The following is an 18,759-nucleotide window of genomic DNA, read 5'->3' as shown; positions in this document are numbered from 1 at the left end:
GTCAGCCCGCCGTCGACGCCCGGACGATGAGCTCGGGAGGAAAGACGGTCTGACGTGCGATGCTGTCGGGGTCCTCGGCCTCTTCGAGCAGGACGCGCATGGCGGTGCGTCCGATCATGCGGCTCGGTTGCCGGATCGACGAGAGCGGGACCGCGGCTGCGGCGGCGAACGGGATGTCGTCGAAGCCGATGATGGCGATGTCGCCCGGCACCGACGCGCGCCCGTCCACGGTCATCGACTGCAGCAGGCCGAGGGCGACGAGGTCGCTGGCGGCGAAGAGGGCATCGGGCCACTCGCGACGAGGGCGGGAGAGGATGCGGGCGCCCGCCGCGGCGCCCTCGTCGACCGTCATCGCGCCGGTCGCCACGACCTCGAGGTCGACGTGTGCCCCGGCGTTGTCTGCGGCCGCCCGAGCTCCGGCGAGCCGGTCGTTGACCTGCCGGATGTCGAATGGGCCGCCGACGAACGCGATGCGGCGCCGGCCGGTCTCGATGAGGTGCTCGACGGCGAGCCGCCCTCCCGCGACGCTGTCGACGGAGACCGAGGAGAACCTCCCGTCACCGCTGAAGCGGTCGACGAGCACGGCGGCGATGCCGCTGGCTCGCAGCCGCTGCAGGCGGCCGGTGACGTCGCCGTAGGGCGCGATGAGCAGGCCGCGCACCTGCTGCTCCTGGAACAGGTCGAGGTAGAGACGTTCACGGGACACGTCCTCGTCTGTGTTGCCGTACAGGATCGCGATGCCGTGTCTGGTCGCCTCGTCCTCGGCGCCACGCACGACGTCGTTGTAGAACGGGTTCTGCCCGTCGAGGACGACGAAACCGACGGTCCGGGAGTCTCCCGCTCGTAGCTTTCTGGCCGCGTCGTTGCGGACGTATCCGAGCTCCTCGATCGCGCGGGTGACCCGCTCGACGGATTCGGGGGAGACCTCCTCAGGCCGGTTGAGGACGTTCGAGACCGTGCCGACGGAGACGCCGGCGCGCTCGGCGACGTCACGGATGCGGACCGGCATGGCACCTCCTTGTTCCACCGGGGTCACGATTCGATCTCTCTCGTGATGTCGCTTGACCACTGCGGGTCGGTTCCATACAGTAGCGTGAAATCATTCTGAATCGATTCAGGCAATGATCACCGACATTCACCCGAACAGCAACCCTCGATGAGGAGGAACCCGTGGTCCTCGACGGCGAACCGCAGGCTGCACCGCCGGCGCTCGAACTCTCCCGCGTCATGAAGTCCTTCGGAGCCGTCGTCGCGCTGCGCTCGGGCAGCCTCGTGCTCCAGCCCGGATCGATCCACGCCCTGATCGGTGAGAACGGTGCAGGCAAGTCGACGCTCGTGAAGATCATCGCCGGCCTGTACCGCCGGGACGCGGGGGAGTTCCGCCTGAACGGCGAGGCGGTGGATTTCACCAGCACCGCCCAGTCGAAGGCCGCCGGCATCGCCGTGATCTATCAGGAGCCCACGCTCTTCCCCGATCTGTCGGTGACGGAGAACATCTTCATGGGGCGCCAGCCCACGAGTCGCATCGGGCGGATCGACCGCCGCGCGATGCGCGACGAGGCCAGCCGCATCTTCCAGCGGCTCGGCGTGGGTCTCGACCCCGACCGCGTCACCGAGGGGCTGTCGATCGCCGACCAGCAGATCATCGAGATCGCGAAAGCCATCTCGCTCGACGCGAGGGTGCTCATCATGGACGAGCCCACCGCTGCACTGTCGGGCGTCGAGGTCGAGCGCCTCTTCGCGGTCGCGCGCAGCCTCCGCGACGAGGGTCGGGCCCTGCTGTTCATCTCCCACCGCTTCGACGAGGTCTTCGCGTTGTGCGACACCGTCACCGTCATGCGCGACGGCTCCTACGTCGAGACGACCCCGTTGGCCGACACCACCGTCGACGACCTCGTCCGTCAGATGGTGGGTCGCGACGTGACCGAGCTGTTCCCCAAGCTGCCGTCGACCGTCGGCGACGTCGTCCTGCGGGTCGACGGGCTCACCCGGCGCGGCGTGTTCCGCGACGTGTCCTTCGAACTGCGCGCAGGTGAGATCGTGGGCCTCGCCGGACTCGTCGGTGCGGGCCGCAGCGAGGTCGCTCGCGCGGTCTTCGGCGTCGACACCTACGAGTCCGGAACGGTCACCCTCCACGGTCAGCCGCTCCCGAAGGGCAGCCCGCAGAAGGCGACCGTCCGCGGCATCGCCCTGGTCCCCGAGGACCGCCGCAAGCAGGGCCTCGTCCTCGACGACGGCGTCTCGCGCAACGTGACGCTCGCAATCCGGTCCAAGCTGGCGCGTTGGGGCCTCCTCTGGAGCGGGCTCGAGAACGCCGCCGCCCGTGTCTGGGCGAGTCGCCTCGAGGTCAAGACCGCGGCGCTGGATGCCGAGACCGGCACACTGTCCGGCGGCAACCAGCAGAAGGTCGTGCTCGGCAAATGGCTCGCCACGGAGCCGACCGTCCTCATCGTCGACGAGCCCACTCGCGGCATCGACGTCGGCACCAAGTCCGAGGTGCACCGGCTGCTCAGCGAGCTCGCGCAGCAGGGCCTCGCGATCCTGATGATCTCGTCCGAGCTCCCCGAGGTGCTCGGCATGGCCGATCGCGTGCTCGTGATGCGCGAGGGCCGGCTCACCGGCGAGTTCTCGAGAGAAGACGCGACGCCCGAAGCGGTCATGTTCGCGGCCACGGCGGATGCGGGAGCGGCAGCATGAGCGGGACGATCACCACGGCGCGGCCGACGGGCGCGGCATCCGGAGCGAAGACCTTCGTCCGCTCGATCGCCACCGCCCGCGAGAGCGGCATCGCCGTCGCACTCATCGTCGTCGTCATCGCCGCGACGGCCGCGAACGGCAACTTCCTGTTCTCACCCGACGGGTTCCGCGACCTCCTGCTGACACCGTCGCTCCTGCTGCTCGTGGCCGTCGGGCAGGCGATCGTCATCATCACCCGGAACGTCGACCTGTCCGTGGGGTCGACCGTGGGGCTCACCGCCTACCTGACGGGACGCCTGTTCATCGACATCGAGGGGGCCCCGGTCATCCTCGTGTTCGTCGCAGGCATCGTCCTGGGCGGGATCCTCGGTGCCATCAACGGTCTGCTCGTGGCGTGGGCGAAGGTGCCGGCGCTGGTCATCACCCTCGGCACGATGTACATCTACCGCGGCATCAACGTCGCGTGGGCGGGTAGCGACCGCATCAATGCGTCCGATCTGCCGCGGGAGTTCCGCGGTCTCGGAACGCAGCAGCTCATCGGCATCCCGGTCCTCACGATCATCGCCGTCGTCGTGCTGATCGCGGCGGCGTGGTACCTCCGCAACATCCGCGGCGGACGCGAGTTCTACGCGATCGGATCCGACCCGGCCGCCGCCCACCTCTACGGGTTGAAGGTCAATCGCCGGATCATCTCGGCCTTCGTGGTGTCCGGAGCGCTCTCGGGCCTCGCGGGTGTGCTGTACGCCGCCCGCTACGGCACCGTCAGCTCGGCAGCCGGGTTCGGCTGGGAGCTGCAGGCCATCGGCGCGGCGGTGATCGGCGGCGTGGCGATCTCAGGAGGCGTTGGAACCGTCTGGGGCGCAGCGATCGGCGCCTACCTGCTGCTGACGATCAACCGCGCGCTCCCCATCCTCGGCATCGACGACTTCTGGCAGCGGGCCGTCGTCGGCGTCCTCATCCTCGGTTCGATCGTCCTCGACCGCGTGCTCGCGGTCAGGCAGCATCGACGACTCATCGCACAACGGGAGGACGACCGATGACTGCGGTCACCACCGGCACCGCCACGGTGCGCACCTACCGCGACTACGGGCGACCGCTGTGGCGCCGCGCGCTGCTCACGCGCGAGGCGGCGATCATCGGCATCCTGATCCTGGTGATCGCGGTCGCGCTGGGAACCGTCCGCAACTTCGACAGTCCGCTGACGGTCACCTACCTCCTGCGCGACATCGCGCCGATCCTGCTGATCGCGTTGCCGATGACCCTCATCATCATCACCGAGGAGATCGACCTGTCGGTGGCGAGCATCGTCGGTCTCTCGAGCGTCATGACCGGCATCCTCACGCAGGCGGGACTGCCCTTCCCCCTCGCGGCGCTCGTCGCCATCCTCGTCGGGACCATCGCCGGCGCGATCAACGGCTTCCTCGTGACGGTCGTGGGACTGCCGTCGCTGGCCGTCACGATCGGCACGCTCGCGCTCTTCCGCGGCATCGCGGTGGGCCTGCTCGGGACGACGGCGATCACGGACTTCCCCGAGGAATGGACCGACCTGGCAAAGGCGAACATCCCCGGCACGCCGATCCCGGTGATCATCGTGCCGTTCGTGGTGCTCGCGATCGTGTTCGCGGTGCTCCTGCACTTCACGCCGTTCGGTCGATCGCTGTACGCGATCGGTTTGAACAAGGAGGCCGCGCACTTCTCGGGCATCGACGTCGCCCGCAGCAAGTTCACGCTCTTCGTGCTCTCGGGCGCGGTGTCGGGCTTCGCCGGCGTCTATTTCACGCTCCTGTACTCCAACGCCCGCGGTGACAACGCCATGGGGATGGAGCTGCAGATCATCGCCGCGGTGCTCCTGGGCGGCGTCTCGATCTTCGGCGGTCGAGGCGCCCTGCACGGTGTGATCGCAGGCGTCCTCCTCATCGGAACGCTCGGCAGCGCGCTGCGGCTGGCGGGCGTCACGAGCGACATCATCAACGTCATCACCGGGGTGCTCCTCATCCTCTCGGTGGTGTCGGCGAGCCTCCTCGCCTGGCTGCACCGGAGCAGGGCTGCAGCACTCGGGCGGAGGACGGGACGACGCGGCGCCGACGGCGGCGCCGCCGGGGGCCCGACCCGCTAGTACACAACGCGACATCCATCGCACCACGGAAGGAAACAATGATGTTCGGATTCACGCGCACGCGACGGGCAGGCGCGATCGCCGTGCTCGCTCTGGGTGCCACGCTGGTGATCGCCGGCTGCAGCTCGAACGGCGGCGGCGGGGCCGGCGGCGACGGGGGTGACGGCGGCGGCGACGTCTCCATCACGATGCTCCCGAAGAACCTCGGCAACCCCTACTTCGACACCTCCACCTCGGGGGCGGAGGAGGCAGCCGACGAGGTCGGCGCGTCCTTCGAGGAGGTCGGCCCGTCCGAGGCCAGCCCGACCTCGCAGGTGCAGTACATCCAGACCGCCGCGCAGCAGGGCGCCAGCGCCCTCATCGTCTCGGCGAACGACCCCGAGGCGATCTGCGACGCCCTCGACGAGGCGCGCTCCGCGGACGTCAAGGTCGTCACCTTCGACTCCGACACGAACCCCGACTGCCGCGACCTGTTCATCAATCAGGCCACGTCCGAGGGCATCGCGAAGGTGCAGGTCGACCTCATTGCCGAGCAGATCGGCGACGAGGGGCAGATCGCCGTCCTGTCGGCCTCCGCGAACGCGACCAACCAGAACGCCTGGATCGAGCTCATGCAGCAGCAGCTCGAGGCGGACCACCCGAACATCGAGCTCGTCGACGTGGTCTACGGCGACGACGACGACCAGACCTCGTTCGACCGCACCGCCGCGCTCCTGCAGACCTACCCCGAGCTGAACGGCATCGTCTCGCCGACCACCGTCGGCATCGCCGCCGCCGCCCGCTACCTCTCCGACTCGGAGTACAAGGGGCAGGTCGCCCTCACCGGTCTCGGCACGCCGAACCAGATGCGCGAGTACGTCGAGGACGGCACCGTGACGGCGTTCGCGCTGTGGAACCCGGCCGACCTGGGCTACCTCGCCGCGTTCGCCGCGGACGCGCTCGCGAAGGGCGACATCACCGGCGAAGCCGGCGACACGTTCGAGGCGGGCAAGCTCGGCGAGTTCACCGTCGAAGACGGTGCGACCGTGCTCCTCGGCGACCCGTTCGTCTTCAACGCGGACAACATCGGCGACTTCGACTTCTGAGTCGCGACGCCACCACGGAAGGGGTCCTGCGCACGCAGGGCCCCTTCTGCGTGTGCGGTCAGCCCGCCGACGTTCGCGATTGCAACAGATCCGGCGCGGCGCGCCGGGTTCGCAACCCGGACGGCGGCGTGTCCGGCGGGATCCATTGCAATCGCCGACGGCGCGGCGTGTGCGGTCAACGCCGGGCGGCGAGCTGACCGGCCGCGAGCCGTCGTGCGGCTGACAGGCGACGCGAGTCCCCGTCGACCCGCTGGTGCGCGATCCCGCCTTCGACGAGCAGGAAGATGAGCTCCGCGAGGTCGCCGTCGGGACGCCCGAGGTCGCGCTCCACGAGCTCGGCGACGCGACCCGCGACCCGCGCCTTGTGCGCGCGGACGACACCCCATCCCTCGTGGCCGGGCGGCAGCTCGGCGGCGGCGTTGAGGAAGGCGCACCCCCTGCCGGACGGCTCGGCGTCCTCCGCGTAGGCGTCGAAGACGGTGAGGGATGCCGGCCCCGCGGCGCCGGCGATCCTTCGCTCCCAGCGTGCCGCCCAATCGGCATCCCGTCGCCGGAGGTAGGCCGTGACCAGGGCGTCCTTCGACCCGAACCGGTCGTAGAGCGTGCGCTTGGTGACACCGGAGGCCGCCGCGATGGTGTCGACGCCCACCCCCGCGATGCCGCGCTCGTAGAAGAGGGCGGTCGCGGCATCCAGGATCCGCGTCGCGCCCCGCGTGAGTTCGACCTGCTGCGGCCCGCCCGTCGTCGACATGCGCCTAGGCTACTTCACAGATCTGTGAAGTCAGAGGAGGATGCCGTGGCCGACCGATACCTGACGACGCGGCGGACGGTCGTGCTCGCCGCCGCGGGCATCTGGCTGATCGCGGCCACCTATGGGCTCGCCCGCTTCGCCTACGGACTCTTCGTCCCCGCGTTCCGCGCCGACTTCTCCCTCGACGGCGCGACGGCCGGGCTCATCGCCTCGCTGAGCTACCTCGCCTACTGCGGCGGGATCGTCGTCGCGACGGTGCTCAGCCCTCGGGTCGGTGCCCGTCTGATCGCCGCGCTGGCGGGCGTCCTCGCGACGGTCGGGACGGCGGCGATCGCCGCGGCCCCGGACGCGGGCACGCTCGCGCTGGGCGTGGCGCTCGCCGGCTCGAGCACCGGTGTGGCGTCGCCGCCGCTCGCGCAGGCGATCGGCCGATCGGTGAAGCCGGGGCGCCGCGACCGGGTGCAGACCGTCGTCAACGCGGGCACGGGACTCGGTGTCGTCGTCTCGGGCCCGGTCGCGCTCCTCGTCCAGGGCGACTGGCGGTGGGCGTGGGCCGCGTTCGCCGTCCTCTCCGTGGTGGCCGCGATCGCCGCGGCGATCAGCGTCCCGACGGCGCGCGCCGAGCGCTCTGCTGGCCCGCCGCGGCGGCGGCTGCCGGCGGGCGCGGGTGCCCTCACCGTCGCCGCGGCGGTCATGGGCGTCGCGACGGCGGCTGTGTGGACGTTCGGTCAGGACCTCTTGCAGACCGCGGGCGGTCAGGCGTCGGATGCGTCGACGTGGGCGTGGATCGTCCTCGGAGCGTGCGGACTCCTGGGCGCCGGCGCGGGCGACCTCGTGAGTCGATGGGGTCTCGGGCCCGCCTGGCGGGTGCTCCTCCTGGTCGCGGCGGCGACCACGGCCGCCCTCGCGGCGTGGCCCGGTTCCCCCGTTGTCGCGATCGGCGCGAGCGGCGCGTTCGGCGCGGTCTACATCGGGCTCACGGGCATCCTGCTGATCTGGAGCACCCGGGTCTTCGAGGAACGCCCCTCGACGGGGGTCGGTGTGGCCTTCCTCGCCCTCGCTGTGGGTCAGGCGCTCGGCGCCCCGCTGCTCGGCGCGCTCGCCGACGTCGCGGATCTCCGCCTGGCGTTCGTCGCGGCGGCGCTGGTCACGCTCGCGGCGTGCGCCGTCCGCCCGCCGCGGGACGCGCTGCCCGGCGCAGCCGCAGGGTGAGCACGAGACCTGCGGCCAGGAGCACGGCGCCGGCGACGTTCCAGGCGACGTCGTACGGCACGAGGTCCACTCCGTAGCGGATCTGATGCAACCGCAGGAGCTTGTGGTCGACGACGCCGTCCCACAGTTGGAAGGCACCGAGCCCGACGAGGAACCCGGCCCACCCGTGCGCCGCGCGGAAGGCCGGACGCCGCCGCGCGTCGAGCATGAGGAAGAGTCCCGCCGCGAACGCGAACAGCTCGAGGGTGTGGAGGATGCCGTCGGACAGGATCCCGATGTCGGCGGTCGCGTCGTCGTAGAAGTGGTGCCAGCCGAGCAGCTGATGGAAGACGATCTCGTCCACCGCGGCCATCGCGGCGACGCCCAGGAGCGCCCCGGCGCCGTACGCGCGGGCCCGCCACGGTCGCGGCGTCATGCGGTGCCCCGCAGCGCCGGCGATCGCCGCGACAGGGTGCGTCCCGCCGCGCGATACCACTGGGCGCACAGCGCCAGCATCAGCGCGAGGTCGACCGCATCGCCCCCGGAGAACATGATCTGCGCCCCGGCGCGCTCATCCGCGCCGCCGGCGTCGACGTATACGAGCTTCGACAGGATGCCATGGGCCGCCGCGGCCGCCGCGAGCACCACGGCGCGGGTGCGCAGCGACGCGCGATGCGGCGAGGGGTCGACCGGGGCGACGGCGGCGGTGAACAGCACACCCGCGGCCAGGAAGTGGAGGAGGAGCGCCGCGTGACCGAGCGGATGCGCGGTGAGGACGGCGAGGAGCTCGGTGCGGTGCAGGAGCCACAGCGTCCCGACGCTCAGCACGGCCGCCGTGACCGGATGGCCGACCGCTCGCACCAGTGCGGACCGCAGCACGCGGCTGACCCTGCGGGCGGGGGTCACGGCGAGTGTTCGGAGGGCGAGGGTGACGGGGGCCGCCCACACGAGCAGGACCGGCGCCGCCATGCCGACGGCGACGTGCATCGCCGCATGCACGGTGGCGGACACTGCGCCGGTGAGCACGACGAACACCGCGGATGCCGGGAGCGCGAGCCCCAGCATCCACATCACCGTCCGATGCAGCGGCCAGGCCCGTCCGCGCCGGGACTCGTGCGCCGCGGCGACGGCGTACGTGAGCGCGGCGACCGCGAAGGGAGCGAGCAGGGCGACGGCCACCGCCGGGCTCGACGCCCCGTGACCGTGACCGTCCATCCCTGCTCCGATGGTGTCCGTGTCAGAGGTCCTCGGGCGACAGGTCGCCCTCGCCCTCTTCGCCGAGCTCCGCCACCACCGGGTCCTGACCCTGCGACTCGGGCTGGATGTCGGTTGCGGCATATGTCTCCTCGGTGTCGGAGGAGAAGCCCTCGGGGGCGCTGTCGCCGAAGCCCGCATCGGCCGACGTGGCGGAGTCGTCACCGGTCGTCGCGTCGCTGATCGGTCGCCCTTCGAACTCGGCGTCCGCGGCGGCCGTGTCGCCGACGGTGGTGTCACCGGTGGGCGCGTCGTTCGGGTCGATGCGGATGCCGTCGTCGCCGGGGAGGTCGGGGGTGCTCATGATGGGGTCCTTCCGTCGGGGTCGCCACCGCCGAGAGCTCGACGGGGCAGGCATCCACCTTCGTCGTCGACCGGGGGAGGGCGCAGGGGCTGTCCTCCCGCGGGCGCCTCGGCTACCCTTCCGCGGTGACCACCCGCCTGCTGCTGATCTCCGACACGCACATCCCCGGCCGTGCGCGGCGGCTGCCGGACGCGGTGCTCCGCGCGGCGGACGCCGCCGATCTCATCACCCACGCCGGCGACTGGGTCGCGGCATCCGTCCTCCACGACCTGCGCGGGCACGGGGACGTCGTCGGCGTCTACGGCAACAACGACGGCGACGACCTTCGGGCCGAGCTGCCCGAGGTCGCGCGGCGCGACGTCGAGGGCGTCCGCTTCGCCGTCGTCCACGAGACCGGGCAGAAGCAACGACGCGAGGAACGGATGGATGCCGCGTTCCCGGACGTAGACCTGCTCGTCTTCGGGCACAGCCACATCCCGTGGGACACGACCACCCCAGGCGGGATGCGCCTGCTCAACCCCGGATCGCCCACCGACCGCCGTCGTCAGCCCGATCACACGCTGATGACCCTCGCGCTCGACGCCGGTGAGATCCGCTCCGTCGAGATCCACAGGATCTGACGGGTTTCGCACGTCGCCGAGAGGAGTACTATCGCTGTCGAATTGCTAGAAAAGCGAGGTAAATCTCATGGCGAAGGAATCGCGGCGGTGGCTCGGTCTCGTCTTCATCAGCGTCGCCGTCTCGCTCATCATCGTCGACTCGACGATCGTGAACGTCGCGGTGCCGTCGATCGTCGAGGAGCTCGGCATCAGCTCCACCGAGGTCCAGTGGGTGCAGGAGGTCTACACCCTCGTCTTCGCCTCGCTGCTGCTGCTGTTCGGCGCCTTCGCCGACCGCTTCGGCAGGCGCAGGGTGATGCTCCTCGGCGTCTCGATCTTCGCGGCGTCGTCGGTGCTGGCGTCGCTGGCGCCGACCGGTGAACTGCTGATCCTGTCCCGTTTCGTCCAGGGCGTCGGCGGGGCGATGATCCTCCCCACGACGCTGTCGCTCATCAACTCCACGTTCCGCGGACGCGAGCGCGGCATCGCCTTCGCCGTCTGGGGATCGACCATCGGCGGCATGGCGGCGGTCGGGCCCCTCCTCGGCGGGTGGCTGACGACGGCGTTCTCGTGGCGCTGGGCGTTCGGCATCAACGTGCCCCTCGGCGTCATCATCGTCGTCGGCGTCGTCCTGACCGTCGCGGAGTCTCGCGGCGCAGGCCGCCGCTCGATCGACGGCGTCGGTGCCGCGCTGTCGGTGCTGCTCTTCGGCTCGCTCGTGTTCGGTCTGATCGAAGGACGTTCGTTCGGCTGGTGGACGGCCGAGGACGGCCTCGCGATCGGCGGCTGGTCGTGGCCGTTGGCGATCTCGCCCATCCCGTTCGCCTTCGCGCTGACCCTCGTGGCGCTCGTCCTGTTCGTCTGGTGGGGGCTGCGCCGCACGCGCCGCGGTCAGGACGCCCTCATCGAGTTCTCGCTGTTCCGGATCTCGTCGTTCCGGAACGGCAACATCGCGGCGCTCGTCGTCTCGTTGGGCGAGTTCGGTCTCATCCTCGCCCTGCCGCTGTGGCTGCAGTTCGTGCTCGGCTTCGACGCCCTGCAGGTCGGGTTCCTCCTCCTCGCACTCGCCGGCGGGTCGTTCGTCGCGAGTGGCGCCGCGGGGGCGCTGAGCGGCCGCGTGCCCGCGGTCGGCGTGGTGCGCGTCGGCATCCTGGCCGAGATCATCGGCATCGCGTGGGCCGGTTTCGTCATCGGACCGGAGGCCGCGTGGGGCTGGCTGATCCCGGCGCTCGGCGTGTACGGGTTCGGCGTGGGTCTCGCCACGGCGCAGCTCACGGGCGTCATCCTGCAGGACGTCCCGGTCGAGAAGTCCGGCCAGGGTTCCGGCATCCAGTCGACCGCCCGACAGGTCGGCTCGGCGCTCGGCGTCGCCATCCTCGGCACCGTGCTGTTCACGACCACCGGCGGCGTGCTCGCGTCATCCCTCGATGACGCGGGCGTGCCCCACGAGACGGCCGATACGGTCGTCTCGGCGGTCGTCGACTCGGCGGGCGCCGCGATCGCCGGCCTCGAGGCCGATCCGTCGAACGCCGTGGCCGCGGATGCCGCCCGCACCGCCTTCTCCGACGGCACGCGCGCGGCGGCGCTGACGGCAGCGGGCTTCCTCGTCATCGGGCTCGGCGCGACCTTCGCGCTGGGATCGGGTCGCCGCGAGGAGGACGCTCAGGAGCCTCGACCCGAGGAGCGCGTCCACGGGTCGTAGTCGACCTCGAGCGGCTCCTGGGCGGGCCGTTCGGCGTCGGGAACGTGCTGCAGGTTGACGCGGACGCGATACCAGAGCGAGCTCGACCCGCGCATGCCGTCGACGAGCACGTCGGCGGGCGAGAGCTTCGCCACGACGTCGGGGTGGCGACGCTTCCACCGCTCGAGGCCCTCGAGCGCCTCGTCCTTCGTCGCGGCTCGCGAGATCTCGATGAGCGGCATCGTCGACTGCCGCCGGCCCGACCCGTCGCCCCCGCGCGGCGCACGCTCGGCGGGTCCCAGCCGGTCGGCGAGCTCGAGGAGCGCGGCGAGCGAGCCGGGCGCGTCGTCGATGGCCGCGTGCGGGTCGCCCCGCTCGGCGAACCGAGCGGGCACGGTGCGGACGGTGAAGGACTCCGGCCGGATCTCCCGCAACTCGTCCCAGTCGACGGGGGTCGACACGCGCGCGTCCGGCAGCGGGCGCACGGAGTAGGCGGAGGCGACCGTGCGGTCCTTCGCGTTCTGGTTGAAGTCGACGAACACGCTCTCGCCGCGTTCCTCCTTCCACCAGTGCGCGGTCGCAAGGCCCGGCGCCCGGTTCTCGACCTCGCGGGCGAAGGCCTGGGCCGCGAGTCGCACCGCAGGGTAGTCGTGCGCGCGGTCGGTGCGAACGAGGATGTGGATGCCGCGCGACCCCGACGTCTTCGGCCAGCCCACGAGTCCCACGTCGTCGAGAACGTCACGGGCGACGAAGGCCACGTCGACGATCTGGGACCATTCGACCCCGGGCATCGGGTCGAGGTCGATCCGGAGCTCGTCGGGGTGGTCGAGGTCGTCGGCGCGCACCGGATGCGGGTTGAGGTCGAGGCATCCGAGCCCCACCGCCCAGACCAGCCCCGCGGCATCCCGGATCACGGCCTCTTCGGCGCTCGTCCCCGAGGCGTACCGCAGGGTCGCCGACGAGACGAAGTCCGGCCGGTTCTCGGGAACCCGCTTCTGGAAGAAGGCCTCCTGGTCGATGCCCTTCACGAAGCGCTTGAGGACCATCGGCCGATCGGCGACGCCGCGGATCGCGCCCTCGGCGACGGCGAGGTAGTACTCGGCGAGGTCGCGCTTGGTGATCGCCTGGTCGGGGAAGACGATCTTCTCGGGGCTCGAGAGGCGCACCTCGTGCCCGTCGACCTCGAGGGTGATCGCATCGTCCTTCTTCGCCATGCGCCCCGGTCTACCGCCTTCGGCCGCGACGGCGCCACGGGGTTGCGCCGCCGCGATGCTGCGCCACCGGGAAACTACGATCGAAAGGTCCCCGCCCGGCATCCCCTCTCGGAGGTTCCCCATGCCCACGCCCACCGGCTCCGCCGCCCTCGAGCACGCCGCCGACCTCGCCGACTTCGTCGCCGCCGCCCCGTCGAGCTACCACGCCGCTGCCGAGGTCGCCCGGCGGCTCCTCGAGGCGGGGTTCCGCGAGCTGGACGAGCGCGAGGCATGGCCGGCGCAGCCGGGCGGGCGGTTCCTGGTCGTTCGCGACGGCGCCGTGCTCGCGTGGGTGGTGCCGTCCGGGGCGGATGCCGCCACCGGCATCCACGTCTTCGGGGCGCACAGCGACTCCCCGGCACTCAAGCTCAAGCCGCGTCCGACGACCGGGAGCCACGGCTGGCTGCAGGCGGGCGTCGAGGTGTACGGCGGGCCGCTGCTGAACTCGTGGCTCGACCGCGAGCTGCGCCTCGCGGGGCGACTCGTCCTCGACGACGGCACGAGCGTCCTCGCCGCGACCGGGGCGCTCCTGCGGCTGCCGCAGTTGGCGATCCACCTCGATCGGGAGGTGAACGACGGTCTCGCTCTCGACCGTCAGCGTCAGACGCAGCCGGTGTGGGGGCTCGGCGACGCCGACGCGGCCGACCTGCTCGGCGAGCTCGCTACCGATGCGGGCGTCGACGCATCCCGCATCCGCGGCTACGACGTCGTGACGGCGGATGCTGCTCGCGGCGCCGTCTTCGGCAAGGACGACGTGTTCTTCGCGTCCGGCCGCCTCGACGACCTCGCGTCCGTGCATGCCGGGGTCGCGGCGCTCGAGCGGGTCGCCGACGGGTTCGACGCACGGCGCATCGCGATGCTCGCGGTCTTCGACCACGAGGAGGTGGGCTCGGCGACGCGGTCGGGGGCGGCGGGGCCCTTCCTCGCGGACGTGCTCGAGCGCGTGCAGCTCTCGCTGGGCGCCGACCGCGAGCAGCAGCTGCGCTCGCTCGCCGACTCGTGGTGCGTCTCGAGCGACGTCGGCCACGCCGTGCACCCGAACTACGCCGACAAGCACGACCCGGTGGTCCAGCCGCGCCTCGGCTCGGGACCGATCCTCAAGATCAACGCCAACCAGCGCTACGCCACCGACGGCGCCGGAGCGGCTGCCTGGCACGGCTGGTGCGACGCCGCCGGGGTCGGATCGCAGGAGTTCGTCTCGAACAACGCGGTCCCCTGCGGTTCGACGATCGGCCCGATCACCGCGACGCGTCTGGGCATCGCGACCGTGGACGTCGGCATCCCGATCCTGTCGATGCACTCGGCGCGCGAACTCGCCGGCGTCAGCGACCTTCACGACCTGTCCCGCGTCGCCGAGGCCTTCTTCACCGCCTGAGCCGGGCCCTCCGCCGGTGCCGTCTGGCGGAGACGTCCCCCGACACGCCGCCGACAGCCGCCGGCCACGGCGAGCCGCGCCGGATCTCCGCCGTTCGGCACGCGAGCGCGCGACGGGCCCGTGAAACGACGGATGCCGCGGGGCTCCCGACGAGTGTCGGTCGCCCCGCGGCATCCGCGGGTGCAGCGGAGGTCAGTACCAGCCGTTGGACTGCGAGTGACCCCACGCGCCACACGGCGAGCCGTATCGGCCGTCGATGTAGCCGAGGCCCCACGCGATCTGGGTGGCGGGGTTGGTCTGCCAGTCGGAGCCGGCCGAGCCCATCTTGCTGCCGGGGAGGGCCTGCGGGATGCCGTAGGCGCCGCTGGACGGGTTCGAGGCCCGGTAGTTCCAGCCCGACTCTTTGTTCCACAGCGAGACGAGGCACGAGAACTGGTCGTCGCCCCAGCCGTAGTTGCCGATCATGCCGCGGGCGGTGGCCTGCGCGTCGGCCGGCGAGGTGCCGCCGACGGCGCCGCCGGACAGGCCCTTCGCGCTGCTGGAGCCGGTCGAGGAGGACGAGCTCGAGGACGAGGAGGACGACTCCTCGGCGGCCTCGGCGGCGGCAGCCTCCTCGGCTGCCTTGCGCTCGGCCTCAGCCTTCGCCTTCGCCTCGGCGGCCTTGCGCGCGGCCTCGGCCTTGCGCTCCTTCTCCTTCTCGACGGCGGCGTCGAAGCGTCCGCGCAACGCGCTCGTCGCCTCGGTGACCTCTTCGGTCTCGGCGACGACAGCGGCGGCGGCGGCCTCGGTGTCGAGGACGGGGATGGACGAGACGGCCTCGAGGTGGCCGACGGCATCCTGCAGGTCAGCGGTGTCGACCGTGGTGTCGTCGGTGCCGACGTCCAGCTTGGAGCGGGTGATGTCGGCGGTGACGTCCTCGGATGCCGCGACGGCGGCGTCCGCGCCATCGAGGGCGCTGTCGACCTCCGAGACCGGAGTCGTGGGGGCCACGGCGGCGGTCAGGGTGTCAGGGAGTGCCTGCGTGAAGGACGCCAGCGCGATGGAGGGGCGGCCCTCGTCCGGCTGTGCGGCGCTCGGCGCGGGAGCCATCGCGGTCGCGCTGGCAGCGACGGCCAGTGCGGCGGTGAGGGTGGTCGCCACGAGGAGTGGGCGACGCCGGAGTCGGCGTTCGGTGCGGCGTCCCTCCAGACGGAGGGAGCGGCGGGAGGCAGAAGTCGTCGTGTCAGTAGGCATGCAGAAAAGTGGTTCCGTGTAGCGAGAGACACACTCGAATGAGCGCGCGTGACCGTTCGGGCGGGCACGAGTGTTGGAGTCTGGCCTAGGTTTCTGAGCGTTACCCGAACGTTACCTGGACATCCGGGCCGCCCGCTCGATCAAGAAAAGTCCTGATCGAGCGCCTGGGAATCCTCTGGCACCGGCCCCGGGCCACTGTGAGCGATATATCGTCAGGTATCGGTCACCACTTCGAAGGAGACATCATGAACAGCTCATTCGGTACTTCAGGCTTCGGGTCGCAGGGCTTCGGCGGGCGGGGCTTCGGCGGCTCGCAGGGCTTCAATCTGAACGATCTCGGGTCGCTCGGTGCGGGCGTCTGGGAGAAGGTCGAGCAGGTCCTGTCCTCGTTCGAGCAGCGACCGAGCGGCGGCTCGCGGATGAGTCGCGGCGATGTGCGCACGGCGGTGCTCACCCTGCTCGCGGAGCGGCCGATGCACGGCTACCAGATCATCCAGGAGATCGACGCACGCAGCGGCGGGTCGTGGAAGCCGAGCGCCGGCTCGGTCTACCCCACGCTCCAGCTCCTCGCCGACGAGGGCCTGATCGTCGCAGAGGAAGCGGGCGGTCGGAAGACCTACTCGCTGACCGATGCCGGACGCCTCGCGGCCGAATCGAGCACCGGCACATCCGCGCCGTGGGAGAGCACGCCCAAGGAGAGCGGACGGGCGACGGCGCTGCCCAAGGCCGGTGTCGAGCTCGCACAGGCGGCCGCGCAGGTCGGTCGTACGGGCACGCCGCAGCAGGTGCAGCAGGCGGTCGACGTCCTCGACGAGGCGCGTCGCAAGCTGTACGCCCTGCTCGCTCAGGGCTGACCCGGGTGGCAGCACGGCGCCGGGACCCGTTCGGCGTACCCGACGAGCGTGCGACGCGCGCGCGGTACCGCCGCATCCTGCGGTTCGCCGCACGCGCGCTCGTCGTCACGTGGTGGTTCGAGCTCTTCCTGCCGCGGATCGGCCTCGCGCGCCTCGGCGCGCGCGGGCGCTCGGCGCGGATGCGTCGCATCGCGCGTCGCTTCCATGCGCTCGCCATCGACCTGGGCGGACTCATGATCAAAGTCGGACAGTTCATGTCGTCCCGGCTCGACGTGCTGCCGCCCGAGATCACCAAGGAGCTCGAGGGGCTGCAGGACGAGGTGCCCGCGGTGCCACTGCCCGGCATCCGCTCCGTGGCCGAGGCGGAGCTCGGAGCACCACTCGAGCGCGTCTACGCCGACTTCGAGCCCGTTCCGGTGGCTGCGGCATCGCTCGGTCAGGCCCATCGCGGCGTGCTCTCGGACGAGGACGCCGCCATCGCCGGACTCGACCAGGTCGTCGTGAAGGTGCAGCGTCCCGGCATCCAGTCGATCGTCGACACCGACCTGGCGGCGCTTCGGCGCGTGGGCGGGTGGCTGAGCCACGTGCGGATCGTGGCCGACCGGGTCGACGCTCCGTCGCTCGTCGAGGAGTTCGCCGTCACGAGCCTCGAGGAGATCGACTACCTCCATGAGGCTGCGAACGGCGAGCGTTTCGCCGCGGATTTCGCCGACGACCCCCGGGTCGCGGTCCCGAAGGTCGTGTGGGAGCGCACGTCGCGCCGCACGCTCACCCTCGAGGACGTCACGGCGATCAAGATCACCGACCACGACGCCCTCCTCGCCGCCGGCATCGAGCCTGCGGAGGTGGCGGCAGTGTTCGCGTCGGTCATGTTCGACCAGGTCTTCACCCACGGCTTCTTCCACGCCGACCCGCACCCCGGCAACATCTTCGTCACGCCGAGGCCGGACGCTGACGGCGCCGACGGCCCGCCGTGGACGCTCACGTTCATCGACTTCGGGATGATGGGCGAGGTGCCGCCGTCGCTGCGCGCGGGGCTCCGACGTCTCATGATCGCGGTCGCCGCGCGCGACGGCGCGGCGCTGGTGCAGAGCATCCGCGATGTGGGGGTGCTGCTCCCGAGCGCCGACACGACGGAGCTCGAACGGGCGATGACGCAACTCTTCGCCCGATTCGGCGGCATGGGGTTCGCGCAGCTGCGCGAGGTCGACCCTCGGGAGTTCCGGGCGTTCGCCATCGAGTTCCAGGACGTCGTGCGCTCGCTGCCGTTCCAGCTGCCCGAGAACTTCCTTCTCATCGTCCGCGCGATGTCGTTGACCTCGGGAGTCTGCAGCGCGCTCGACCCCGACTTCAACCTGTGGGACTCGGTGGAGCCCTACGCCTCGCGGCTGGTGCGCGAGGAGGGTCGAGGGGCGGTGGTGGATGCCGTGCGCCGCGCCGCGGGCGTCCTCGCGACCGCATCCCGGTTGCCGGGGCGTGCCGACGAGTTCATCACCCGTGTCGAGGATCGCCGCGTCTCCTTCCCCGATCCGGCGCTCGAGCGCCGGGTCGCCCGCCTCGAACAGATCGGTCGGAGGAGCTTGTCGGGGATGCTGTTCACCGCCCTGCTGGTCGGCGGCGCCGTCCTGCGTCCCGAGGATCCGGTGCTCGGCGGCGTGCTCATGACCGGCTCGGTGCTGCCGCTGCTGCACGCCCTCCTCGCAGGCGTCTTCGGCCGCCGACGCTGACCCGGGTGCGGCGCTCCCCCCGCCTAGGATGAGTCGGGTGCGCCGGGCCATCGATGGCCGTGTGCGCGGAGGAGGCGGCATGGCCGGCAATCGCAGGACCTGGGTGCTCGTCGACGGCGAGAACATCGACGCCACGCTCGGCGGCTCGATCCTCGGGCGTCGGCCCCAGCCCGACGAGCGTCCGCGGTGGGACCGCATCCTGTCCTTCGTCGCCGACCAGTGGAACCAGGATGCCCGCGGCCTGTTCTTCCTGAACGCGTCGACCAACCTGCCGATGTCGTTCGTGCAGGCGCTCCTGGCCCTCGGCTACCAGCCCGTGCCGCTGTCGGGTGACGCCGACGAGAAGGTCGTCGACCTCGCCATCCAGCGGACGCTCCGCGCCCTGCAGCAGCACGGCGACGATGTCGTGCTCGTCAGCCACGACGGCGACTTCGTCGACGACCTCGGCGTCCTCGCCGACGGGTCGCGCCGGATCGGGGTGCTGGGCTTCGAGGAGTTCCGCAATGCGGGGTTCGCGCAGATCCCCGGCGTCCGCTTCTTCGATCTCGAATACGACGCGGGCGCATTCGACGCGCAGCTGCCGCGCGTGCGGATCATCCCGATCGACGAGTTCGACCCGGAGCAGTTCCTGCGCTGAGG

The 18,759-nt window shown here is 71.3% G+C and carries 18 protein-coding genes; 11 read left to right on the top strand and 7 right to left on the bottom strand.

All coding sequences use genetic code 11. The annotated features are described in order from the left end of the window. Position 1: 1 nt before the first annotated feature. Positions 2-1,009 (bottom strand): LacI family DNA-binding transcriptional regulator, encoded by a 1,008-nt coding sequence (locus tag KZX17_RS00900; protein WP_248171444.1) that lies wholly within the window; start codon positions 1,007-1,009, stop codon positions 2-4. Positions 1,010-1,227: 218 nt separating this feature from the next. Between KZX17_RS00900 and KZX17_RS00895 the strand changes: the two genes are divergently transcribed. From KZX17_RS00895 to rhaS, 4 genes are read left to right on the top strand one after another with little or no spacing between them, the layout of a single operon-like run. Further along, a complete protein-coding gene (locus KZX17_RS00895) occupies positions 1,228-2,697 on the top strand; it encodes a sugar ABC transporter ATP-binding protein (protein ID WP_248171680.1) in 1,470 nt (489 codons plus the stop codon). Then, entirely contained in the window at positions 2,694-3,737 is a 1,044-nt protein-coding gene (locus KZX17_RS00890) for an ABC transporter permease (protein WP_248171446.1), read from the top strand. The genes KZX17_RS00895 and KZX17_RS00890 overlap by 4 nt, the downstream gene beginning before the upstream one ends. Further along, positions 3,734-4,813 carry an ABC transporter permease gene (locus KZX17_RS00885; RefSeq protein ID WP_248171447.1) on the top strand — a complete coding sequence of 360 codons (1,080 nt, stop codon included), beginning with the start codon at positions 3,734-3,736 and terminating at the stop codon, positions 4,811-4,813. Before KZX17_RS00890 ends, KZX17_RS00885 begins: the two co-directional genes overlap by 4 nt. A 41-nt stretch (positions 4,814-4,854) precedes the next feature. Next, positions 4,855-5,898 carry a rhamnose ABC transporter substrate-binding protein gene (rhaS, locus tag KZX17_RS00880; protein WP_248171681.1) on the top strand — a complete coding sequence of 348 codons (1,044 nt, stop codon included), beginning with the start codon at positions 4,855-4,857 and terminating at the stop codon, positions 5,896-5,898. Positions 5,899-6,073: 175 nt separating this feature from the next. Here rhaS and KZX17_RS00875 read toward each other — a convergent pair whose 3' ends face one another. Then, positions 6,074-6,649, bottom strand: coding sequence for a TetR/AcrR family transcriptional regulator (locus KZX17_RS00875; protein WP_248171449.1), 576 nt, complete (start codon positions 6,647-6,649; stop codon positions 6,074-6,076). A 45-nt stretch (positions 6,650-6,694) separates the two neighbouring features. On the opposite strand from KZX17_RS00875, the gene KZX17_RS00870 reads away from it, so the two are divergent. Continuing rightward, positions 6,695-7,861 carry an MFS transporter gene (locus KZX17_RS00870; RefSeq protein ID WP_248171450.1) on the top strand — a complete coding sequence of 389 codons (1,167 nt, stop codon included), beginning with the start codon at positions 6,695-6,697 and terminating at the stop codon, positions 7,859-7,861. Here KZX17_RS00870 and KZX17_RS00865 read toward each other — a convergent pair. The 3 genes from KZX17_RS00865 to KZX17_RS00855 are packed head-to-tail and all read right to left on the bottom strand — an operon-like array spanning position 7,797 to position 9,398. Then, complete coding sequence (locus KZX17_RS00865; protein WP_248171452.1) at positions 7,797-8,276, bottom strand: DUF2243 domain-containing protein; 480 nt, start codon at positions 8,274-8,276, stop codon at positions 7,797-7,799. The genes KZX17_RS00870 and KZX17_RS00865 overlap by 65 nt on opposite strands. Then, positions 8,273-9,055 carry a cytochrome c oxidase assembly protein gene (locus KZX17_RS00860; RefSeq protein WP_248171457.1) on the bottom strand — a complete coding sequence of 261 codons (783 nt, stop codon included), beginning with the start codon at positions 9,053-9,055 and terminating at the stop codon, positions 8,273-8,275. Before KZX17_RS00860 ends, KZX17_RS00865 begins: the two co-directional genes overlap by 4 nt. Positions 9,056-9,077: 22 nt before the next feature. Beyond that, complete coding sequence (locus KZX17_RS00855; protein ID WP_248171459.1) at positions 9,078-9,398, bottom strand: hypothetical protein; 321 nt, start codon at positions 9,396-9,398, stop codon at positions 9,078-9,080. Between the two features lie 125 nt (positions 9,399-9,523). Between KZX17_RS00855 and KZX17_RS00850 the strand changes: the two genes are divergently transcribed. Then, positions 9,524-10,018 (top strand): metallophosphoesterase, encoded by a 495-nt coding sequence (locus tag KZX17_RS00850; protein ID WP_248171461.1) that lies wholly within the window; start codon positions 9,524-9,526, stop codon positions 10,016-10,018. Positions 10,019-10,085: 67 nt separating this feature from the next. Further along, on the top strand, positions 10,086-11,699 hold the full coding sequence (locus KZX17_RS00845; RefSeq protein ID WP_248171470.1) for a DHA2 family efflux MFS transporter permease subunit: 1,614 nt from the start codon (positions 10,086-10,088) through the stop codon (positions 11,697-11,699). Here the strand turns inward: KZX17_RS00845 and ligD are convergent. Further along, positions 11,660-12,892, bottom strand: coding sequence for a non-homologous end-joining DNA ligase (gene ligD, locus KZX17_RS00840; RefSeq protein WP_248171472.1), 1,233 nt, complete (start codon positions 12,890-12,892; stop codon positions 11,660-11,662). The genes KZX17_RS00845 and ligD overlap by 40 nt on opposite strands. A 121-nt stretch (positions 12,893-13,013) precedes the next feature. On the opposite strand from ligD, the gene KZX17_RS00835 reads away from it, so the two are divergent. Next, positions 13,014-14,306 (top strand): M18 family aminopeptidase, encoded by a 1,293-nt coding sequence (locus tag KZX17_RS00835; protein WP_248171474.1) that lies wholly within the window; start codon positions 13,014-13,016, stop codon positions 14,304-14,306. Between the two features lie 192 nt (positions 14,307-14,498). On the opposite strand, the gene KZX17_RS00830 is transcribed toward KZX17_RS00835, so the two are convergent. Next, a complete protein-coding gene (locus KZX17_RS00830) occupies positions 14,499-15,446 on the bottom strand; it encodes a hypothetical protein (RefSeq protein WP_308194539.1) in 948 nt (315 codons plus the stop codon). A gap of 338 nt (positions 15,447-15,784) precedes the next feature. On the opposite strand from KZX17_RS00830, the gene KZX17_RS00825 reads away from it, so the two are divergent. From KZX17_RS00825 to KZX17_RS00815, 3 genes are all read left to right on the top strand, one after another. Next, positions 15,785-16,393 (top strand): PadR family transcriptional regulator, encoded by a 609-nt coding sequence (locus KZX17_RS00825; protein WP_248171478.1) that lies wholly within the window; start codon positions 15,785-15,787, stop codon positions 16,391-16,393. A gap of 5 nt (positions 16,394-16,398) precedes the next feature. Continuing rightward, entirely contained in the window at positions 16,399-18,120 is a 1,722-nt protein-coding gene (locus KZX17_RS00820; protein WP_248171480.1) for an AarF/ABC1/UbiB kinase family protein, read from the top strand. Between the two features lie 79 nt (positions 18,121-18,199). Further along, positions 18,200-18,757, top strand: coding sequence for an NYN domain-containing protein (locus KZX17_RS00815; protein WP_248171482.1), 558 nt, complete (start codon positions 18,200-18,202; stop codon positions 18,755-18,757). The last annotated feature ends 2 nt before the right edge of the window (positions 18,758-18,759 follow it).

Source organism: Microbacterium sp. EYE_78 (assembly GCF_023149035.1).
Lineage (GTDB): Bacteria > Actinomycetota > Actinomycetes > Actinomycetales > Microbacteriaceae > Microbacterium.
This window is presented reverse-complemented; position numbering and strand designations above follow the sequence as displayed.

Bases quoted from the DNA above. Each gene is read 5' to 3' on its own strand.
- KZX17_RS00895 (WP_248171680.1), top strand. From the start codon at position 1,228: ATGAAGTCCTTCGGAGCCGTCGTCGCGCTGCGCTCGGGCAGCCTCGTG.
- KZX17_RS00815 (WP_248171482.1), top strand. From the start codon at position 18,200: ATGGCCGGCAATCGCAGGACCTGGGTGCTCGTCGACGGCGAGAACATC.
- KZX17_RS00890 (WP_248171446.1), top strand. From the start codon at position 2,694: ATGAGCGGGACGATCACCACGGCGCGGCCGACGGGCGCGGCATCCGGA.
- KZX17_RS00825 (WP_248171478.1), top strand. From the start codon at position 15,785: ATGAACAGCTCATTCGGTACTTCAGGCTTCGGGTCGCAGGGCTTCGGC.
- ligD (WP_248171472.1), bottom strand. From the start codon at position 12,892: ATGGCGAAGAAGGACGATGCGATCACCCTCGAGGTCGACGGGCACGAG.
- KZX17_RS00855 (WP_248171459.1), bottom strand. From the start codon at position 9,398: ATGAGCACCCCCGACCTCCCCGGCGACGACGGCATCCGCATCGACCCG.
- KZX17_RS00885 (WP_248171447.1), top strand. From the start codon at position 3,734: ATGACTGCGGTCACCACCGGCACCGCCACGGTGCGCACCTACCGCGAC.
- KZX17_RS00900 (WP_248171444.1), bottom strand. From the start codon at position 1,009: ATGCCGGTCCGCATCCGTGACGTCGCCGAGCGCGCCGGCGTCTCCGTC.
- KZX17_RS00835 (WP_248171474.1), top strand. From the start codon at position 13,014: ATGCCCACGCCCACCGGCTCCGCCGCCCTCGAGCACGCCGCCGACCTC.
- rhaS (WP_248171681.1), top strand. From the start codon at position 4,855: ATGTTCGGATTCACGCGCACGCGACGGGCAGGCGCGATCGCCGTGCTC.
- KZX17_RS00875 (WP_248171449.1), bottom strand. From the start codon at position 6,649: ATGTCGACGACGGGCGGGCCGCAGCAGGTCGAACTCACGCGGGGCGCG.
- KZX17_RS00845 (WP_248171470.1), top strand. From the start codon at position 10,086: ATGGCGAAGGAATCGCGGCGGTGGCTCGGTCTCGTCTTCATCAGCGTC.
- KZX17_RS00865 (WP_248171452.1), bottom strand. From the start codon at position 8,276: ATGACGCCGCGACCGTGGCGGGCCCGCGCGTACGGCGCCGGGGCGCTC.
- KZX17_RS00860 (WP_248171457.1), bottom strand. From the start codon at position 9,055: ATGGACGGTCACGGTCACGGGGCGTCGAGCCCGGCGGTGGCCGTCGCC.